We start from the raw sequence: 14,931 nt of genomic DNA, 5'->3' as shown, positions 1-14,931 counted from the left end.
CCGGTGCTGGCCAACCTGTCGGCGGTGCGCGAAAAGCGCGTGTACGCCCTGGGCCCCAGTTCCTTCCGCATCGACTACTACTCGGGGCGGCAGATGATCGACAACGTCGCCCGCCATTTCCGCTGAGCCATGCGCCCGTTCGCCGGAAGTCCGCTCATGCAGGCGTCCCCGATGCGCCGCCGGCGCCTGCGCGCCTGGGGCCTGCTCGCCGGCGCGCTGCTGCTCGCGCTGGCGGCCCTGGCCAGCCTGGCGCTGGGCTCGCGGCCGGTGCCCCTGGCGGTCACCCTGGATGCCCTGCAAGCCGTCGATCCGCACGATGATCGCCACCTGGTGGTACGCGAACTGCGCCTGCCACGCACCCTGGTGGCGCTGCTGACCGGCGCGGCGCTGGGAGTGGCCGGCGCGCTGATGCAGGCGCTCACGCGCAATCCGCTGGCCGAACCCGGCCTGCTGGGTATCAACGCCGGCGCGGCGCTGGCGGTGATCGTCGGGGTCGCGCTGTTCGACCTGGCGAGCATGGGCCAGTACCTCGGTTGCGCCTTCCTCGGCGCCGGCCTGGCAGGCATCGCCGTATTCCTTCTCGGCCAGGCCCGCGAGACCGGCACCAACCCGGTGCGCCTGGTGCTGGCGGGTGCCGGCTTGTCAGTGATGCTCGCCTCGCTGACCGGGATCATCGTGCTGAACGCCCCGCCGGAAGTCTTCGACCGCTTCCGCCACTGGGCCGCCGGCTCGCTTTCCGGCAGCGGCTTCGCCCTGCTCGGATGGCCGGGCCTGGCCATCGGCACCGGGCTGGCCACCGCCTTCGCCCTCGCCGCCAGGCTCAATGCCCTGGCCCTGGGCCAGCAGATCGGCCAGGCGCTCGGCGTCGACCTGCGCCTGACCTGGCTGCTCGCCTGCCTGGCGGTGATGCTGCTGGCCGGCGCGGCCACCGCCCTGGCCGGACCGATCGCCTTCGTCGGCCTGGTCGCCCCGCACCTCGCGCGACTGCTGGCCGGGCCGGACCAGCGCTGGATCCTGCCTTTCTCGGCGTTGATCGCCGCCGGCCTGCTGCTCGGCGCCGACATCCTCGGGCGGCTGCTGGCGGCGCCGGCGGAGATCGCCGCCGGAATCGTCGCTTTGCTGCTCGGCGGGCCGGCCTTCATCGTCCTGGTCAGGCGCTTCCGCCTGAGCCGCCTGTGAACGGCCTCCACGCCCTGCGCCTGGGTTCCCTGTCGCTGCGTTGGCGGCCACGGGCGGCGCTGGCCTGCCTGGTCCTCGCGGGGATCGGGCTGGCGCTGGCGGCGGCCCTGCTGGGGACCGGCAGCCTGGCGCTAGGCCCGGCAGAGGTGTTCGCCAGCCTGCTCGGCCAGGGCCAGGACCCCACCGCCCAGCGCATCGTCCAGCGCGTGCGCCTGCCACGGGTACTCACCGCCAGCCTGGTCGGCGCCGCGCTGGGCATGGCCGGGGCGATCTTCCAGTCGATCTCGCGCAACCCCCTGGGCTCGCCCGACGTCATCGGTTTCACCACCGGCGCCGCCAGCGGCGCCATCGTGCAGATCATCCTGTTCGATGCCGGCCCGCTGGCCACCTCGCTGGCGGCGCTGGCCGCCGGCCTCTGCACGGCGCTGGCGGTGGTGCTGCTGGCGCGCCGGGGCGCCACCGCCGGCGGCTACCGCCTGGTGCTGGTGGGCATCGGTGTCGGCGCCAGCCTGTCGGGCCTGAACAGCCTGCTGCTGGTCACCGGCAACCTCGACCAGGCGATGTACGCCCAGCTCTGGCTGGCCGGCTCGCTGAACACCCGGACCTGGTCGCACGTCGTCCCGGCAGCGCTGGGCCTGCTCGCCAGCGTGCCGCTGGCGCTGTACCACGGTCGTCGCCTGGAGGTGCTGGAACTGGGCGATGCCAGCGCCGCCCAGCTCGGCGTGGCGGTGGAGCGCGTGCGCTTGCAGATGGTCCTGGTCGCCGTCGGCATGACCGCCATCGCCACCGCCGCGGCCGGCCCCATCGCCTTCATCGCCCTGGCCGGCCCGCAACTGGCCCGGCGCCTGACCCGCTCGGCCGGGGTGCCGTTGCTGTCCGGCGCATTGATGGGCGCGGTCCTGCTGCTGGCCGCCGACCTGCTCGGCCAGCGCCTGGCATACGTCGCCAACCTGCCGATCGGCCTGATGACCGGCCTGCTCGGCGGTTTCTACCTGCTCTGGCTGCTGCTGCGCAGCCGCCGGATCTGAGCCTAGGCCTCAACGCCCGCCCAGGCTGCCGCCGCCGTCGACGCCGATCACCTGGCCGGTGACGAACGAGGCGCCCTCGCTGAGCAGGAACTCGATCAGCGCGGCCACTTCGTCCGGCCGCCCGAGCCGCTGCATGGGGATGGTCGAGAGAATCCGCCGTTCCTCCTCGCCGCCGACCGGGCGGGTCTGGCGGAACAGCTCGGTCTCGATCGGCCCGGGCGCCACCGCGTTGACCGTGATGCCCAGCGGCGCCAGCTCCAGCGCCCAGGTGCGAGTCACCCCGACCAGCGCGCTCTTCGCCGCGGCGTAGGCGGTGCGTTCGCGGGCGCCGTGGATCGCCCGGCTGCACAGGTTGACGATGCGGCCCGCCGGCGAACGCTTGAGCCCCGGCAGGCAGGCCTGGGCAAGCTGCACGGCGACCCGCACGTTGAGGTCGAAGACCTGTTGCAGAGCGGCCAGGTCGAGGTTCTCCAGGCTTTGCGGCAAGGCGATCCCGGCGTTGTTGACCAATGCATCCACGGCGGTTTCCGAGAGCAATCCGCGCAGCGTCTCGGCGGTTTGCGCAGGATCGGCCAGGTCGCAGCACAGCAGACGTCCAGGAAAGTCGTCGCTGGCATGGCGGGCGATGCCCACTACGCTCCAGCCGGAGGCCGCCAAGCGCCTGGCCAGGGCCAGGCCGATGCCACGGGTGGCGCCGGTGACCAGCGCGGTACGATGATTCGTCATGACGATTCCCCTGCGTGAAATGGTCCCCCCGACGCCGTACCTTACGCCTCGCCGGCGGCCGGCGACAGCCCGCGGACGTTCTCTCCGGCGGCAGGCCCAGGCACTGGCCAGGACCTGCGAGGCCGTTGCCGCGCCCCGCCAGGGAAGCCGCGAGCGCCGGCCAGGATGTACACTGCATCCCCTGTATCGACCCGGCCGCCTCGCGGCCCCCGTCGCATCGAGCAGAGAACAAGAGGAACGATGATGAGCGTCGCTAACGGTCTCCCCGTATCCATTCGCCAGGCGGTGACAGCATGATCGAGGTCACCGAGGTTTCCATCGCCGAGTTGCGTGACGCGCTCGAGTCCGGCCGTACCACGGCGGTCGAACTGGTCCAGGCCTACCTGGCGCGGATCGACGCCTACGATGCGCCCGGCACGCCCACCGCGCTGAACGCGGTGGTGGTGCGCAATCCCGATGCGCTGGCCGAAGCGCAGGCCTCCGACGCCCGCCGGGCGCGTGGCGAGACCCTCGGTCCGCTGGACGGCATTCCCTACACCGCCAAGGACAGCTACCTGGTCAAGGGCCTCACCGCGGCTTCCGGCAGCCCGGCGTTCAAGGACCTGGTGGCCCAGCGCGATGCCTTCACCGTCGAGCGCCTGCGCGCCGCCGGGGCGATCTGCCTGGGCAAGACCAACATGCCGCCCATGGCCAACGGCGGCATGCAGCGCGGCGTCTACGGCCGCGCGGAGAGCCCGTACAATGCCGCCTACCTCACCGCGCCCTTCGCCTCGGGGTCCTCCAATGGCGCCGGCACCGCCACCGCGGCCAGCTTCGCCGCCTTCGGCCTGGCCGAGGAAACCTGGTCGAGCGGGCGCGGCCCGGCGTCGAACAACGGCCTGTGCGCCTACACCCCTTCGCGCGGGGTGATCTCGGTGCGCGGCAACTGGCCGCTGACGCCGACCATGGACGTGGTGGTGCCCTATGCGCGGAGCATGGCCGACCTGCTGGAAATCCTCGACGTGGTGGTCGCCGACGATCCCGATACCCGCGGCGACCTCTGGCGCATGCAGCCCTGGGTGCCGATCCCCAAGGCCTCCGAGGTACGCCCGGCGAGCTACCCGGCCCTGGCCGCAGGCGCCGAGGCCCTGGCCGGCAAGCGCTTCGGCGTGCCGCGAATGTTCATCAACGCCGACCCCGATGCGGGCACCAGCGAGTCCCCCGGGATCGGCGGCCCGACCGGCCAGCGCATCCATACCCGGCCCTCGGTCATCGCCCTCTGGGAACAGGCGCGCAAGGCCCTGGAAACCGCCGGCGCCGAAGTGATCGAGGTGGACTTCCCGCTGGTGTCGAACTGCGAGGGCGACCGCCCCGGCGCGCCCACCGTGTTCAACCGCGGCCTGGTGTCGAAGGAATTCCTCCACGACGAGCTGTGGGAACTCTCGGCCTGGGGCTTCGACGACTTCCTGCGCGCCAATGGCGACCCGAAGCTGAACCGCCTGGCGGATGTCGACGGCCCGCAGATCTTCCCCCACGACCCCGGCACCCTGCCCAACCGCGAGGGCGACCTGGCCGCCGGCATGGACGAATACGTGCGGATGGCCGAGCGCGGCATCAAGCCCTGGGACCGGATCGCGACCCTCCCCGATGGCCTGCGCGGCCTCGAGGAAACCCGGCGGATCGACCTCGAGGAGTGGATGCGACGCCTGCGCCTGGACGCCGTGCTCTTCCCCTCCGTCGCCGACGTCGGCCCGGCGGACGCCGACGTCAACCCGGCCTCGGCCGACATCGCCTGGAGCAACGGTGTCTGGGTCGCCAACGGCAACCTCGCCATCCGCCACCTCGGCGTGCCGACGGTCACCGTACCGATGGGGGTGATGGCCGACATCGGCATGCCGGTGGGCCTGACCTTCGCCGGCCGCGCCTACGACGACTCGGCGCTGCTGCGCTTCGCCGCGGCCTTCGAGTCGACCGGCTCGCGGCGTATCGTGCCGCCGCGTACTCCACCGCTGGCAAGCAAGTGAAAGGCGCGGGCGGAAGGCTTCGCGTCTTGCGCCCGCGTTCTTCCGTTCAAGGGAGTTATCGATGCAGCGACTCTTCGTCTACGGCAGCCTCGGCCCCGGCCGTCCCAACGAACACCTGATGCAGAAGATCGGCGGGCAATGGCAGGCGGCCAGCCTCCGCGGTCGCCTGCTGGAAAAGGGCTGGGGCGCCGGGATGGGCTTTCCGGGCCTGGCGATCGACGCCGACGGCGAGGAAATCCACGGCCATGTGTTCGTCTCCGAGCGCCTCGCCGAGCACTGGCCCGCGCTGGATGCATTCGAAGGCACCGAATACCGGCGCGTGGCGACCCGGGTAACGCTGGCCGATGGCGCCCAGGTCGATGCCTATGTCTACGCCCTGCGCGACTGAGCGCTTGCCGGCGGCCTAGGGGTTCGCACGCAAACCGCGCAAGGTCTTCGCGAGAACCCCGACCGCCGCCTCCAGCTCGTCCGTGGTGTAGGCGGCGAAGCCCATCAGGAAGCCCGCTCGCGGTGGCGCGGCGAGATGCAGGGCGCTGAGCCCGACCAGCTCGACACCGGCACGGTATGCCGCCGCGATGGCGCGCGTTTCGTCGATTCCCGCGCAGAGCAGCCCGGGCATCTGTAGCCCGCCGGCCGGCACGCGCGGCTCGACCAGGCCGCCCAGGCGCCTCCCTACCCGCTCCGCGAGGAACCCCAGGCGCTCGCCGTAGAGGTTGCGCATGCCGCGCACATAGGCGCCGAAGTGGCCGCCGGCGATGAAGCGCGCCAGGGTCAGTTGCGCCAGCGAGGCGTTGTGCCCGTCCTGCAGGGAGCGGGCGACAGTCATCGGCGCCACCAGCGCCGGCGGCAGGACCATGTAGCCGATGCGCAGGCCGGGAAACAGCGACTTGGTGAACGTGCCGATGTAGAGCGTCCGCTCGTGGGCGTCCAGGCCCTGGACGCAGGCGGTGGGCCGGCCGGCGTAGTGGAACTCGCTGTCGTAGTCGTCCTCGATGATCCAGGCCTGCTGCCGTTGCGCCCATTCGATCAGCGCCAGGCGGCGCTCCAGCGACAGGGTCACGCCGGTCGGGTAATGGTGCGACGGGGTCAGGCACAGCGCCCGCGCCGCCTGCGGTTGGGCGAGGATCGGCTCGGGCCGCAGGCCCTGTTCGTCGACCGGGACCGGCAGGCACTCCAGGCCTGCGGCCTCGAAGGCCTTGCGCGCGCCGTAGTAGGCCGGGTCCTCGACGAATATCCGCTCGCCGGCGTCGAGCAGCACGCTGGCGCAAAGACCCAGCGCCTGTTGCGAACTGGTCAGCACCAGTACCCGGTCGGCCGTGGCGCGTGCGCCGCGCTCCAGGTTGACGTAGTCGGCGATGGCCTGGCGCAGCGGTTCGGCGCCCTGCGGGTCGCCATGGGTCAGGGCGCGCGCGCCGTATTCCTTGAGGACCTGGCGCTGCAGGCGCTCCCAGGTCGCCAGGGGAAAGGTGCGGGTCTCCGGCACGCCGGGAGCGAAGGGGCGCGGGACGAGCTGCTCGCGAACTCCGCCGCCAGCCTGCATCGCCTCGCCACGCCGGCTCAGCCGGGGCGTGCCGACGGCCCGCCGTGGACCGCCCGCGCCGCGCCGGCCGGGGGACAACCGGGTAGCCGCGGCAACGACGCTGCCGCTGCCGACCCGACGCTCGATGAAGCCCTCGGCATGCAGGTGCGAATAGGCCGCTTCGACGGTGTCGCGGGATACTCCCAGCGACTGCGCCAGCGCCCGCGAGGCCGGTAACGGATTGCCCGGCGCCAGCGCGCCGTCAAGGATCAGTTGGCGGATCGCGCGCTGGATTCGCGCATGCAGCGGCAGGGCCTGGATCTGCGGATGGAGGAGGCGCGCCTTGACCGACTCGAGCAGTGCTTGCCTGAACAAATGGTCTGCCCTCGATCATCTGATTGGTGGGGTACGGCAAGCCATTAGGCGGCTATAAAAACAGCCGGGTCAAGGCCCTCGGTCCCGGCCCCCGCCGGATCGCCCCATCAAGCCAAAGAAGGAAGCACTGGATGCAATCCCTGCACACACTGGTATCGGTACGCCCCGTGGAACACGAGGACTTCGAGCAGTGGCTCGAATACTGGAAGGCCTACCAGGCGTTCTATGAAGTCGAACTCTCGGCGCAGACCACCGAGGCCACCTGGAGGCGCTTCTTCGACGAGCACGAACCGATGCACTGCGCGGTGGCCAGCGATGGCCGCCGGCTGCACGGCATCGTCAACTTCCTCTACCACCGCTCGACCTGGGCGGAACAGGACGTCTGCTACCTGGAAGACCTCTACGTCTCGCCCGACGTGCGCGGCCAGCAGATCGGCAAACAGTTGATCGAGTACGTCCGTGGACAGGCCGAGGAGCACCGCTGCGCGCGGCTCTACTGGCACACCCAGGAAACCAACCACAGGGCCCAGCGCCTGTACGACTGGGTGGCGGACAAGCCGGGAGTGATCGAATACCGCATCGAACTCTGAGCCGCGCCAGCGCCTTCGCCCCCTCCCCACTGGCAAAAGCCCCCGTTCGCCGGCGAGCGAGCGGGGGTCCTGGCTTCGCTCGATCAGTTCGCGAGGCTCTGCTTCAGCGCCGCCAGGCCATCTTCGTAGATGGTGCGGAACAGCGTCGAAGCTTCCTCGTCGCTGATGCCCACGGGTACGAAGGAGCCGAACCATTCCACCCGCGAACCCTGGCCGTCGGCGAGCGGCAGGACGCGCAGGGTCGCCTGGTAGTCACGCACCGGGGCCGGGCCCTGGAGGATGGTGTAGGTGTAGCTGCGCCCGGCCTCGCTGAAGTCGAGCAGGCGCTCGACGATGGTGCCGCCCTCGACGCTCTGCAGCGTGCGGACCCGGCCGCCTTCGCTGAGCACGCTCTGCGGAATGAACGGCAGCCAGTCCGGTAGCGCGTCGAAACCGCCGATCAGCCGCCAGACCTGCTCGGCGTCGTTACGAAGATCAATGGATGCATGGGCCTTAGCCATGACGATAACTCCCGGGGCCTGTGCCCCAACGATTCGATGAAAGAAGGTGTCGGGGCCGCCGCGCGGCCCCTCGCGTCGCACTCAGGCGGCCGGAACCGGCGCCACGGCGCTGATCAGCCGCTGCTCGCGGAGGTCGCTCCAGAACGCCGCGGGAATCACCGCACTCAGGGCCGCATAGTCTTCGTTGGCATGTTGCGGTCGGGTGGAACCGGGAATCGCCGCGACCACCGCCGGGTGGGCCAGGGCGAACTGCAAGGCGGCAGCCTTGACATCCACCCCGTGGTTGCGGGCGATCGCGCGAATCCGCTCGAGCTTTTCCAGCACCGGCTTGCCAGCCTTCTGGTACTCGAAATGCTCGCCACCGGCGGTGACGCCGGAGCTGTAGGGACCGCCGACGACGATACCGACGCCCTGTTCCACGGCCTGCGGCATGACCCGCTGCAGGGCACGCTCATGGTCGAGCAGCGAATAGCGGCCGGCGAGGAGAAAGCCGTCGGGTTGCGGCTCGTCCAGGTCGAGAGTCAGCTCGATCGGCTCGACACGGTTGACGCCCAGGCCCCAGGCCTTGATCACGCCCTCTTCGCGCAGCCGGGCGAGGACGCGGAAGGCGCCTTTGCGCGCGCTTTCGAAGCGCTCCAGCCATTCGTCGCCATAGAAGTCCTGGGCAATGTCGTGGATCCAGACGATGTCCAGGCGGTCGGTGCCCAGGCGGCGCAGACTGTCCTCGATGGAGCGGAGGGTGGCATCGGCGCTGTAGTCGTTGACGATGCGGTTGCGGTTGCCGTGTTCGAACAGCCCGCTCTTCTCGCCCAACTCGCGGCTGGTGGGGTCTTCCAGTTCATCGAGGATGATCCGCCCGACCTTGGTGCTGAGCACGTACTGGTCACGCGGACGGGAGGCCAGGGCGGCGCCGAGGCGGGTTTCGGAAAGACCGGCGCCGTAGAACGGGGCGCTGTCGAAGTAACGCACACCGTTGTTCCAGGCAGCGTCGACGGTGGCCTGGACTTCCTCTTCGGAAACCGCGCGGAACATGTTGCCCAGCGGCGCGCTGCCGAAGCCGAGGCGGAAAGGAATCAGGGACTTGAGGTTCATGGATGTTCTCCGGTTGGGTGGGAGTCGTTGCTAACTCCAGTGGCGGCATCCTAGGGCCAGCCAACCCAGACCGTCCAAGTCATAATTCGTCAGACTTTAGACCTGAAAAGCAAATTCCTTCCGAACCCGCCCGCCGCGCCGTCAATTCGCGGCGCGGGCCAGCACCATCTCGCGGAACTCGCCGACGATCGGTCGCAGGTCTACCCGGTGCCAGGCCGCCCACAGCGCGGTGCTCTGATTCAGCCAGGGCAATTCACGCAGTACCACGTTCGGATTGCCCTCGCCACCGATGCTGCGCTGGATCAGCGCCATCCCCAGCCCGGCGGAGACCAGCCCCAGGGCGCTCAGCGGCTCTGCGGCCTCCAGGCGGATCTGCGGGGTGAATCCGGCGGCCACGCAGTCGGCCAGGAAGCGTTCGCGGCGCTGCGCCAGCAACTGGCCCTCGACCATGATCCAGTCCTGCTCGTGCAGGTCCGCCGGCACGATTTCGCTCTTGTGTGCCAACGGATGGGTGGCCGGCAGCGCCAGATGCAGCGGGTCGCAGAACACCGGGGTGGCGAGCAGGTCGGGGTCGGCGGCGGCCGGCGCCTCGCAGACCAGGGCGATGTCCAGGCTGCGCTGGCGCAGCCCCTCGAACTGCTCCTGGCTGCTCAGGTTGTACAGCGCGATATGGATGCCGGGGCGCTCCTCGCGTACCTGGCGCAAGGCGTCCGGGAGGACCCCGGCATGCACCGCGTGGCTGACGTAGCCGATGCACAGCCCGCCCTCCTCGCCGCGCCCCAGGCGCCGTCCCAGCGACTCCAGGCGTTCGGCGTGCTTGAGCAGGGCCTTGGCTTCGTGGAGGAAGGTCCGCCCGTCGGAAGTCAGGCGCAGGCGCTGCTGGCTGCGCTCGAACAGTTGCAGGCCGAGACGCTCTTCCAGTTGGGCGATCTGCCGGCTCAGCGGCGACTGGGAGATGTGCAGTTGCTCGGCGGCGCGGCCGACGTGCTCGACCTCGGCCACGGCGACGAAATAACGAAGTTGTCGGAGATCCAGCATATGACCTTAAAGGACTCAAGTATGATCAATTAAGTTATGTACGATCTTACAACCCCGCACTAGCATGCCGCCAGAACCAACCGATTACCGGCACTTCGAGTGCCCTGAAAGAGGATTCGTCATGCATATCGACCTGGGCGGCAAGACCGCCATCGTCAGCGGCTCCACCGGCGGCATCGGCCTGGGCATCGCCCGCAGCCTGGCCGCTTCCGGCGCCGAAGTGGTCATCGTCGGGCGCAGCCCGGCCCCGGTGGAGGCGGCCGTGGCCGGTATCCGCGCCAGCGGCGGCAAGGCCCGCGGCATCGTCGCCGACCTCGGCACGGCCGCCGGCGCCGAGGCGCTGTTCGCCGCCGAACCGTCCACCGACATCCTGGTGAACAACCTGGGCATCTACAACGACGTCGACTTCTTCGACACCGACGACCAGCAATGGCTGGAGTTCTATGAAATCAACGTGCTCTCCGGAGTACGCCTGGCCCGCCGCTACGCCCCCGGCATGGTCGAGCGCGGCTGGGGCCGGGTGATCTTCCTGTCCTCCGAGTCGGGCATCGCCATTCCCGCGCGGATGACCAACTACGGCGTCACCAAGAGCGCCAACCTCGCCGTTTCCCACGGCCTGGCCAAGCGCCTGGCCGGCACCGGGGTGACGGTCAACGCGATCCTTCCCGGCCCGACCCTCACCGAAGGCGTGGCCACCCTGGTCGCCGAAGCCATGCGCGAATCCGGCCGCAGCGCCCGGGAAGAGGCCGACGCCTTCGTCCGCCGCGAGCGTCCCAGTTCGATCATCCAGCGGGTGGCCGAGGTCGACGAAGTCGCCGCGCTGGTCACCTACGTGGCCTCGCCCTTCTCCTCGGCAACCACCGGCGCCGCCCTGCGCGTGGATGGCGGCGTGGTCGACAGCATGGCGATCTGAGACCGGGCCGATAGTCCCCTGCGCCTCCCGCCCCGGAGGTGCAGGTCAGAAGGTGCCCGGGTAGGCTCCGCCGTCGATCAGCAGGTTTTGCCCGGTGATGTAGCCGCCATGGGTGCTGCACAAGAACGCGCAGTACGCCCCGAACTCTTCGGCCTTGCCGAAGCGCGCCGCAGGAATCGCCTGGCGGCGCGCCTGAGTGATCGCCTGCAGGTCGCCGCCAGCCCGGCTCGCCGCCTGCAGAGTCCTCTGCAGACGCGCGGTGTCGAAGGCGCCCGGCAGCAGGTTGTTCAAGGTCACGTCACGCCCGGCCAGGCGCTGCTGGCGGGCAAGCCCGGCTACGAAACCGGTCAGGCCGCTGCGCGCGCCATTGGACAGGCCCAGAATATCGATCGGCGCTTTCACCGCGCCCGAGGTGATGTTAACCACCCGCCCGAAGCCACGCTCGGCCATGCCATCGACCACCGCCTTGATCAGCTCGATGGGCGTGAGCATGTTGGCGTCCAGGGCCTTGATCCAGTCTTCCCGGTCCCAGTCGCGGAAGTCGCCCGGGGGCGGGCCGCCTGCGTTGTTGACGAGGATATCGACCTGCGGGCACGCGGCCAGCAGGGCCTGGCGTAGCGCTGGGTCGGTCACATCGCCCACGACCGTACGCACTTCGCTGGCCGGGAAACGGCTGCGCAGCTCGGCGGCAGTCTGCTCCAGGGTGGTGGCGGTACGGGCGTTGATCACCAGGTTGACGCCCTCGCCAGCCAGGGCCTCGGCGCAGCCCCTGCCCAGCCCCTGGCTGGCGGCACAAACGATGGCCCACCGGCCTTTGATACCCAGGTCCATGATCGGCTCCTTTGAATGGATTCATGCGGGCACAAGGCCGCTCCAGATCAGGCCTCACTGCAAGCTGTGGGAGCGGCCGCGTAGCGCGGAAGGGCTGCGAAGCAGCCCCCGGTGCCCACGGGAGCTTACAACGCTTCCCGGCTGAACACCCCATCCACCAGGCGATTGATACCCAACGGGTTGGCATTCTCGAGCGCATCGGGCACCAACGCATCCGGCAGGCCCAGGCTCAGCGCAGGGTCCAGGATCGCCAGGCGCGGGAACAGTTTCGGGCAGACGATGACGGTCTTGAACAGCGTCTGCTTGTTGGTGAACACCGTCGAGGCGGTGCACTCGCTGCCAGTGCCGACGGTTGTCGGGATGGCGAAGATCGGCAGCGGTGGGTTGACCAGGCGATCGTAGCCTTCGTAGCCCAGGATGCTGCCCGGGTTGGAGGCCATCGCCGCCACCCACGCCGATGCCGCGCCGATCAATACGACTTAACGAAACTGGCTCACAATCGACCGCAGGTCAAAGTGGCTGAAGCCAAATACGTGATGGCCCCGGAAGGATCGCTCCTCCCGGGGCCCGGCGGCATCGCGCTCAAACGTCGCCGGACTCGCCTTGCAGCGTCGGCACGCTCGCCTTGGCGGGACGCCCCAGCCAGACCAGCAGCAGACCCAGAGCGGCCAGCGCGGCGCCGGCCAGCGGCACCGCGACGTAGCCCAGGCCGGCACCGATCACCGCGCCGCCGAGCGCCGCGCCGAGGGCGTTGCCGAGGTTGAAGGCGCCGACGTTGATCGACGAGGCCAGCCCCGGCGCTTCGGCGGCGGCTTGCATCACCCGCATCTGCAGCGGCGGCACCACCGCGAAGGTCGCCACGCCCCAGACCAGCAGGCCCAGCGCCGCGCCGAGGTGGCTGCCCAGTGCCAGGGGCAGCAGCAGCATGATCAGCGCCAGCGCCGCGAGGAAGATCCGCGCCGCGCCGTCCAGCGACCAGTCGGCGAGACGGCCGCCGAGGCTGTTGCCGAGGGTGAAGCCGACGCCGATCAGCACCAGCCCCAGGGTGACGAAGCGCTCCGAAGCGCCGGTCAGCTCGGCCAGTACCGGGGCCACGTAGGTATAGAGGGTAAACATCGCCCCGGCGCCGAGCACCGTGGTGGCCATCGCCAGCAGCACGCTCGGCCGGGCGATCACCGCCAGCTCGCGGCGGACGTGCGGCACGCTGCCGCGCTCGCCCTTGGGCAGGGCGTACCAGAGCGCGGCCATGGCGACCAGGCCGAGCCCGGCGGTGCCGGCGAAAGCCATACGCCAGCCGACCTGCTGGCCGATCCAGGTGGCCGCCGGCACGCCGCCGATGTTGGCGATGGTCAGGCCCATGAACATGGTCGCCACCGCGCTGGCCTGCTTGTCCCGCGGCACCACGCTTGCCGCGACCACTGCGCCGAGACCGAAGAACGCGCCGTGGTTGAGGCTGGTGACCAGGCGCGAAGCGAGCAGCGTGCCGTAGTCCGGCGCCAGCGCCGAAAGCAGGTTGCCGACGGTGAAGATGGCCATCAACGCGATCAGCGCGGCACGCTTGCCGAAGCGGCTGAACAGCAGGGTCATCAGCGGCGCGCCGAGCATCACCCCGACGGCATAGGCGGTGACCAGCATGCCCGCACTGGGAATGCCGACCCCGACGCCGTCGGCGATCACCGGCAGCAAGCCCATCGGGGTGAACTCGGTGGTACCGATGCCGAAGGCGCCGATGGCCAGGGCGAGCAGGACTCGGGAGGATTTCATTTGCCACTCTCCTGCGCGCCGTGCGCGGCCGCATCGATTTCCACCAGCGGGCCGTGCAGACGCTGGAAGCTCAGGTCGCTGGCGGTGAAGAACGCCTGGGAACTGCCGTTGGCGAAATCGTCGACATGCACCACGGTGGCACCGTCGGCCTCCTGCCAGGAGATCGCGTAGACCCCCTCGGCGATCTCCCGCCACTGGCAGGCCGCCTCGCCATGGGCGCCGGCGTAGGGACCGGCGACGATGGCGTAGCGGATGCGCTCGCCGTCCGCCGAATAGACGTTGTGCGCGGACAGCCCGTCGTAGTCGACGCGAAAGGCGCGACCGGCGAATGCCGGCCGCGTTGCATGGCTGGGACGGCTCATCGGATCGCCACCGGGTTGATGTTGACCTGGGTCGAACCGACGTACAGCGGCTGGCCGAGGACGAAGAGGAATTCCCAGGCCTGGTCGCGGACCAGCGCGCGGCTGTCGATCAGCTCCAGGTTGTAGATGCCGCGCTTGGCCAGCATGTACTGGTTGACCGGGAACTCATCCTTGCCGTGCGGGTTGGGGTACACCTCGGAGGCCCAGGTGTCGCCGCCGAAGGCGACGATGCCCTGGTCGGCCAGCCACTTCGCGGCCTCCATGCCGATGCCCGGTTCGACTTCGAGGAATTGCTTGTTGTCCTTGCCGATCAGCTCCAGCCAGCCGGTGTTGAACAGCACCACGTCGCCCTTGCGCAGGACCAGGCCTTCCTTCTTCAGCACCGCCTGGATGTCGGCGACGCTGAACTCGGTGCCGCCGGGGACGATGTCCTTGCCGTAGTGGGCGGTCATGTCCAGCACAACGCCACGGGTCACGAACGGCGGCACCTTTTCGATACCGAGCTTCTTCACCCCTTCGACGGTGACGAAGTCGGCGGCCTGGTTGCCGTTGTAGTAGCGGTTGTCGATGCCGATGTGACCGATGCCGTTGAGCTGGGTGCCGACGCCGGTCCAGGCGTTCACCAGTTCGTCGTTGAAGGTGAACCTGTTCGGCCCGAGGGACTGCCCGGCCTGTTCGCCCGGCTGGATGTTGTAGAGGTTGAAACTGCGGTGGCGGAAGGCCGGCAGGTGCTTGTCCACCGGCACCGCCAGCGGGTAGGTCTTGCCGGTCCTGACCAGGCCGACCGCCTGTTTCACCACGTCGGGGGTGAGCAGGTTGGCGGCGCCGATCTCATCCTTCGCGCCGTAGGCGGAAGGGTACCAGTCGGCGGCGGATGCGGCCTGCGCGGCGAACGGCAGCGCGGCGGCCAGGGCGAGGGTGGCGAAGGTCTTCATGGGGATTCTCCTGGAGGCCGGCGGCGGGCACGGGACGCTCCCGCCTGGCGGCGTGCGAAAAGGTTGCGGAACGACG

General features: G+C 69.8%; 16 protein-coding genes and 1 pseudogene. 7 read left to right on the top strand and 10 right to left on the bottom strand.

The window, feature by feature from the left end:
* The 3 genes and pseudogenes from HMPREF2886_RS34480 to HMPREF2886_RS30965 all read left to right on the top strand — a co-directional run.
* Nucleotides 1–126: pseudogene (locus tag HMPREF2886_RS34480) on the top strand (Fe2+-enterobactin ABC transporter substrate-binding protein); the annotation flags it as partial.
* 30 nt (nucleotides 127–156) lie between these two features.
* Nucleotides 157–1,179 (top strand): FecCD family ABC transporter permease, encoded by a 1,023-nt coding sequence (locus HMPREF2886_RS30970; protein ID WP_083318648.1) that lies wholly within the window; start codon nucleotides 157–159, stop codon nucleotides 1,177–1,179.
* Nucleotides 1,176–2,207: a FecCD family ABC transporter permease gene (locus HMPREF2886_RS30965; protein WP_039026663.1), complete on the top strand. Its 1,032-nt coding sequence runs from the start codon at nucleotides 1,176–1,178 to the stop codon at nucleotides 2,205–2,207. The genes HMPREF2886_RS30970 and HMPREF2886_RS30965 overlap by 4 nt, the downstream gene beginning before the upstream one ends.
* Before the next feature lie 9 nt (nucleotides 2,208–2,216).
* Here HMPREF2886_RS30965 and HMPREF2886_RS30960 read toward each other — a convergent pair whose 3' ends face one another.
* Nucleotides 2,217–2,933, bottom strand: coding sequence for an SDR family oxidoreductase (locus HMPREF2886_RS30960; protein ID WP_033969522.1), 717 nt, complete (start codon nucleotides 2,931–2,933; stop codon nucleotides 2,217–2,219).
* Between the two features lie 293 nt (nucleotides 2,934–3,226).
* Here HMPREF2886_RS30960 and HMPREF2886_RS30955 point away from each other — a divergent pair, with 293 nt between their 5' ends.
* Together HMPREF2886_RS30955 and HMPREF2886_RS30950 are read left to right on the top strand one after the other, a co-directional pair.
* Nucleotides 3,227–4,936: an amidase gene (locus HMPREF2886_RS30955; protein ID WP_033969521.1), complete on the top strand. Its 1,710-nt coding sequence runs from the start codon at nucleotides 3,227–3,229 to the stop codon at nucleotides 4,934–4,936.
* 61 nt (nucleotides 4,937–4,997) lie between these two features.
* Nucleotides 4,998–5,324, top strand: coding sequence for a gamma-glutamylcyclotransferase family protein (locus HMPREF2886_RS30950; RefSeq protein WP_070749042.1), 327 nt, complete (start codon nucleotides 4,998–5,000; stop codon nucleotides 5,322–5,324).
* A 15-nt stretch (nucleotides 5,325–5,339) separates the two neighbouring features.
* Here the strand turns inward: HMPREF2886_RS30950 and HMPREF2886_RS30945 are convergent, their stop codons facing one another.
* On the bottom strand, nucleotides 5,340–6,830 hold the full coding sequence (locus HMPREF2886_RS30945) for a MocR-like pyridoxine biosynthesis transcription factor PdxR (protein WP_070749040.1): 1,491 nt from the start codon (nucleotides 6,828–6,830) through the stop codon (nucleotides 5,340–5,342).
* A gap of 131 nt (nucleotides 6,831–6,961) precedes the next feature.
* Between HMPREF2886_RS30945 and HMPREF2886_RS30940 the strand changes: the two genes are divergently transcribed.
* Complete coding sequence (locus tag HMPREF2886_RS30940; RefSeq protein WP_039026660.1) at nucleotides 6,962–7,420, top strand: GNAT family N-acetyltransferase; 459 nt, start codon at nucleotides 6,962–6,964, stop codon at nucleotides 7,418–7,420.
* 83 nt (nucleotides 7,421–7,503) lie between these two features.
* Here HMPREF2886_RS30940 and HMPREF2886_RS30935 read toward each other — a convergent pair whose 3' ends face one another.
* The 3 genes from HMPREF2886_RS30935 to HMPREF2886_RS30925 form a co-directional block, all read right to left on the bottom strand.
* Complete coding sequence (locus HMPREF2886_RS30935) at nucleotides 7,504–7,920, bottom strand: SRPBCC family protein (RefSeq protein ID WP_033969512.1); 417 nt, start codon at nucleotides 7,918–7,920, stop codon at nucleotides 7,504–7,506.
* A gap of 81 nt (nucleotides 7,921–8,001) precedes the next feature.
* Nucleotides 8,002–9,012, bottom strand: coding sequence for an aldo/keto reductase (locus HMPREF2886_RS30930; protein WP_033969509.1), 1,011 nt, complete (start codon nucleotides 9,010–9,012; stop codon nucleotides 8,002–8,004).
* Between the two features lie 141 nt (nucleotides 9,013–9,153).
* Nucleotides 9,154–10,050 (bottom strand): LysR family transcriptional regulator, encoded by an 897-nt coding sequence (locus HMPREF2886_RS30925; RefSeq protein WP_033977809.1) that lies wholly within the window; start codon nucleotides 10,048–10,050, stop codon nucleotides 9,154–9,156.
* Nucleotides 10,051–10,171: 121 nt separating this feature from the next.
* On the opposite strand from HMPREF2886_RS30925, the gene HMPREF2886_RS30920 reads away from it, so the two are divergent.
* On the top strand, nucleotides 10,172–10,963 hold the full coding sequence (locus HMPREF2886_RS30920) for an SDR family NAD(P)-dependent oxidoreductase (protein WP_070749038.1): 792 nt from the start codon (nucleotides 10,172–10,174) through the stop codon (nucleotides 10,961–10,963).
* A 45-nt stretch (nucleotides 10,964–11,008) separates the two neighbouring features.
* Here HMPREF2886_RS30920 and HMPREF2886_RS30915 read toward each other — a convergent pair whose 3' ends face one another.
* The 5 genes from HMPREF2886_RS30915 to HMPREF2886_RS30895 all read right to left on the bottom strand — a co-directional run bounded on the left by HMPREF2886_RS30915 (nucleotide 11,009) and on the right by HMPREF2886_RS30895 (nucleotide 14,855).
* A complete protein-coding gene (locus HMPREF2886_RS30915; protein ID WP_033977811.1) occupies nucleotides 11,009–11,794 on the bottom strand; it encodes an SDR family oxidoreductase in 786 nt (261 codons plus the stop codon).
* 125 nt (nucleotides 11,795–11,919) lie between these two features.
* Nucleotides 11,920–12,234: an iron-containing alcohol dehydrogenase gene (locus tag HMPREF2886_RS30910; RefSeq protein ID WP_070749036.1), complete on the bottom strand. Its 315-nt coding sequence runs from the start codon at nucleotides 12,232–12,234 to the stop codon at nucleotides 11,920–11,922.
* Nucleotides 12,235–12,376: 142 nt separating this feature from the next.
* The gene (locus HMPREF2886_RS30905; protein ID WP_039026656.1) at nucleotides 12,377–13,558 is read right to left on the bottom strand and encodes an MFS transporter; all 1,182 of its coding nucleotides are present in this window, start codon (nucleotides 13,556–13,558) and stop codon (nucleotides 12,377–12,379) included.
* Nucleotides 13,555–13,920, bottom strand: a complete 366-nt coding sequence (locus HMPREF2886_RS30900; protein WP_033969498.1) for a MoaF-related domain-containing protein — start codon at nucleotides 13,918–13,920, stop codon at nucleotides 13,555–13,557. Before HMPREF2886_RS30900 ends, HMPREF2886_RS30905 begins: the two co-directional genes overlap by 4 nt.
* Nucleotides 13,917–14,855 carry a cyclase family protein gene (locus HMPREF2886_RS30895; protein WP_033969496.1) on the bottom strand — a complete coding sequence of 313 codons (939 nt, stop codon included), beginning with the start codon at nucleotides 14,853–14,855 and terminating at the stop codon, nucleotides 13,917–13,919. Before HMPREF2886_RS30895 ends, HMPREF2886_RS30900 begins: the two co-directional genes overlap by 4 nt.
* Nucleotides 14,856–14,931: the final 76 nt, after the last annotated feature.

It is taken from the genome of Pseudomonas sp. HMSC066A08 (assembly GCF_001813025.1).
GTDB lineage: Bacteria > Pseudomonadota > Gammaproteobacteria > Pseudomonadales > Pseudomonadaceae > Pseudomonas > Pseudomonas aeruginosa.
The sequence above is the reverse complement of the archived record's forward strand: the minus strand, read 5'-3'. Positions and strand labels throughout refer to the sequence as shown.

Bases quoted from the DNA above. Each gene is read 5' to 3' on its own strand.
- HMPREF2886_RS30970 (WP_083318648.1), top strand. From the start codon at position 157: ATGCAGGCGTCCCCGATGCGCCGCCGGCGCCTGCGCGCCTGGGGCCTG.
- HMPREF2886_RS30960 (WP_033969522.1), bottom strand. From the start codon at position 2,933: ATGACGAATCATCGTACCGCGCTGGTCACCGGCGCCACCCGTGGCATC.
- HMPREF2886_RS30955 (WP_033969521.1), top strand. From the start codon at position 3,227: ATGATCGAGGTCACCGAGGTTTCCATCGCCGAGTTGCGTGACGCGCTC.
- HMPREF2886_RS30950 (WP_070749042.1), top strand. From the start codon at position 4,998: ATGCAGCGACTCTTCGTCTACGGCAGCCTCGGCCCCGGCCGTCCCAAC.
- HMPREF2886_RS30940 (WP_039026660.1), top strand. From the start codon at position 6,962: ATGCAATCCCTGCACACACTGGTATCGGTACGCCCCGTGGAACACGAG.
- HMPREF2886_RS30935 (WP_033969512.1), bottom strand. From the start codon at position 7,920: ATGGCTAAGGCCCATGCATCCATTGATCTTCGTAACGACGCCGAGCAG.
- HMPREF2886_RS30930 (WP_033969509.1), bottom strand. From the start codon at position 9,012: ATGAACCTCAAGTCCCTGATTCCTTTCCGCCTCGGCTTCGGCAGCGCG.
- HMPREF2886_RS30925 (WP_033977809.1), bottom strand. From the start codon at position 10,050: ATGCTGGATCTCCGACAACTTCGTTATTTCGTCGCCGTGGCCGAGGTC.
- HMPREF2886_RS30920 (WP_070749038.1), top strand. From the start codon at position 10,172: ATGCATATCGACCTGGGCGGCAAGACCGCCATCGTCAGCGGCTCCACC.
- HMPREF2886_RS30915 (WP_033977811.1), bottom strand. From the start codon at position 11,794: ATGGACCTGGGTATCAAAGGCCGGTGGGCCATCGTTTGTGCCGCCAGC.
- HMPREF2886_RS30910 (WP_070749036.1), bottom strand. From the start codon at position 12,234: ATGGCCTCCAACCCGGGCAGCATCCTGGGCTACGAAGGCTACGATCGC.
- HMPREF2886_RS30905 (WP_039026656.1), bottom strand. From the start codon at position 13,558: ATGAAATCCTCCCGAGTCCTGCTCGCCCTGGCCATCGGCGCCTTCGGC.
- HMPREF2886_RS30900 (WP_033969498.1), bottom strand. From the start codon at position 13,920: ATGAGCCGTCCCAGCCATGCAACGCGGCCGGCATTCGCCGGTCGCGCC.
- HMPREF2886_RS30895 (WP_033969496.1), bottom strand. From the start codon at position 14,855: ATGAAGACCTTCGCCACCCTCGCCCTGGCCGCCGCGCTGCCGTTCGCC.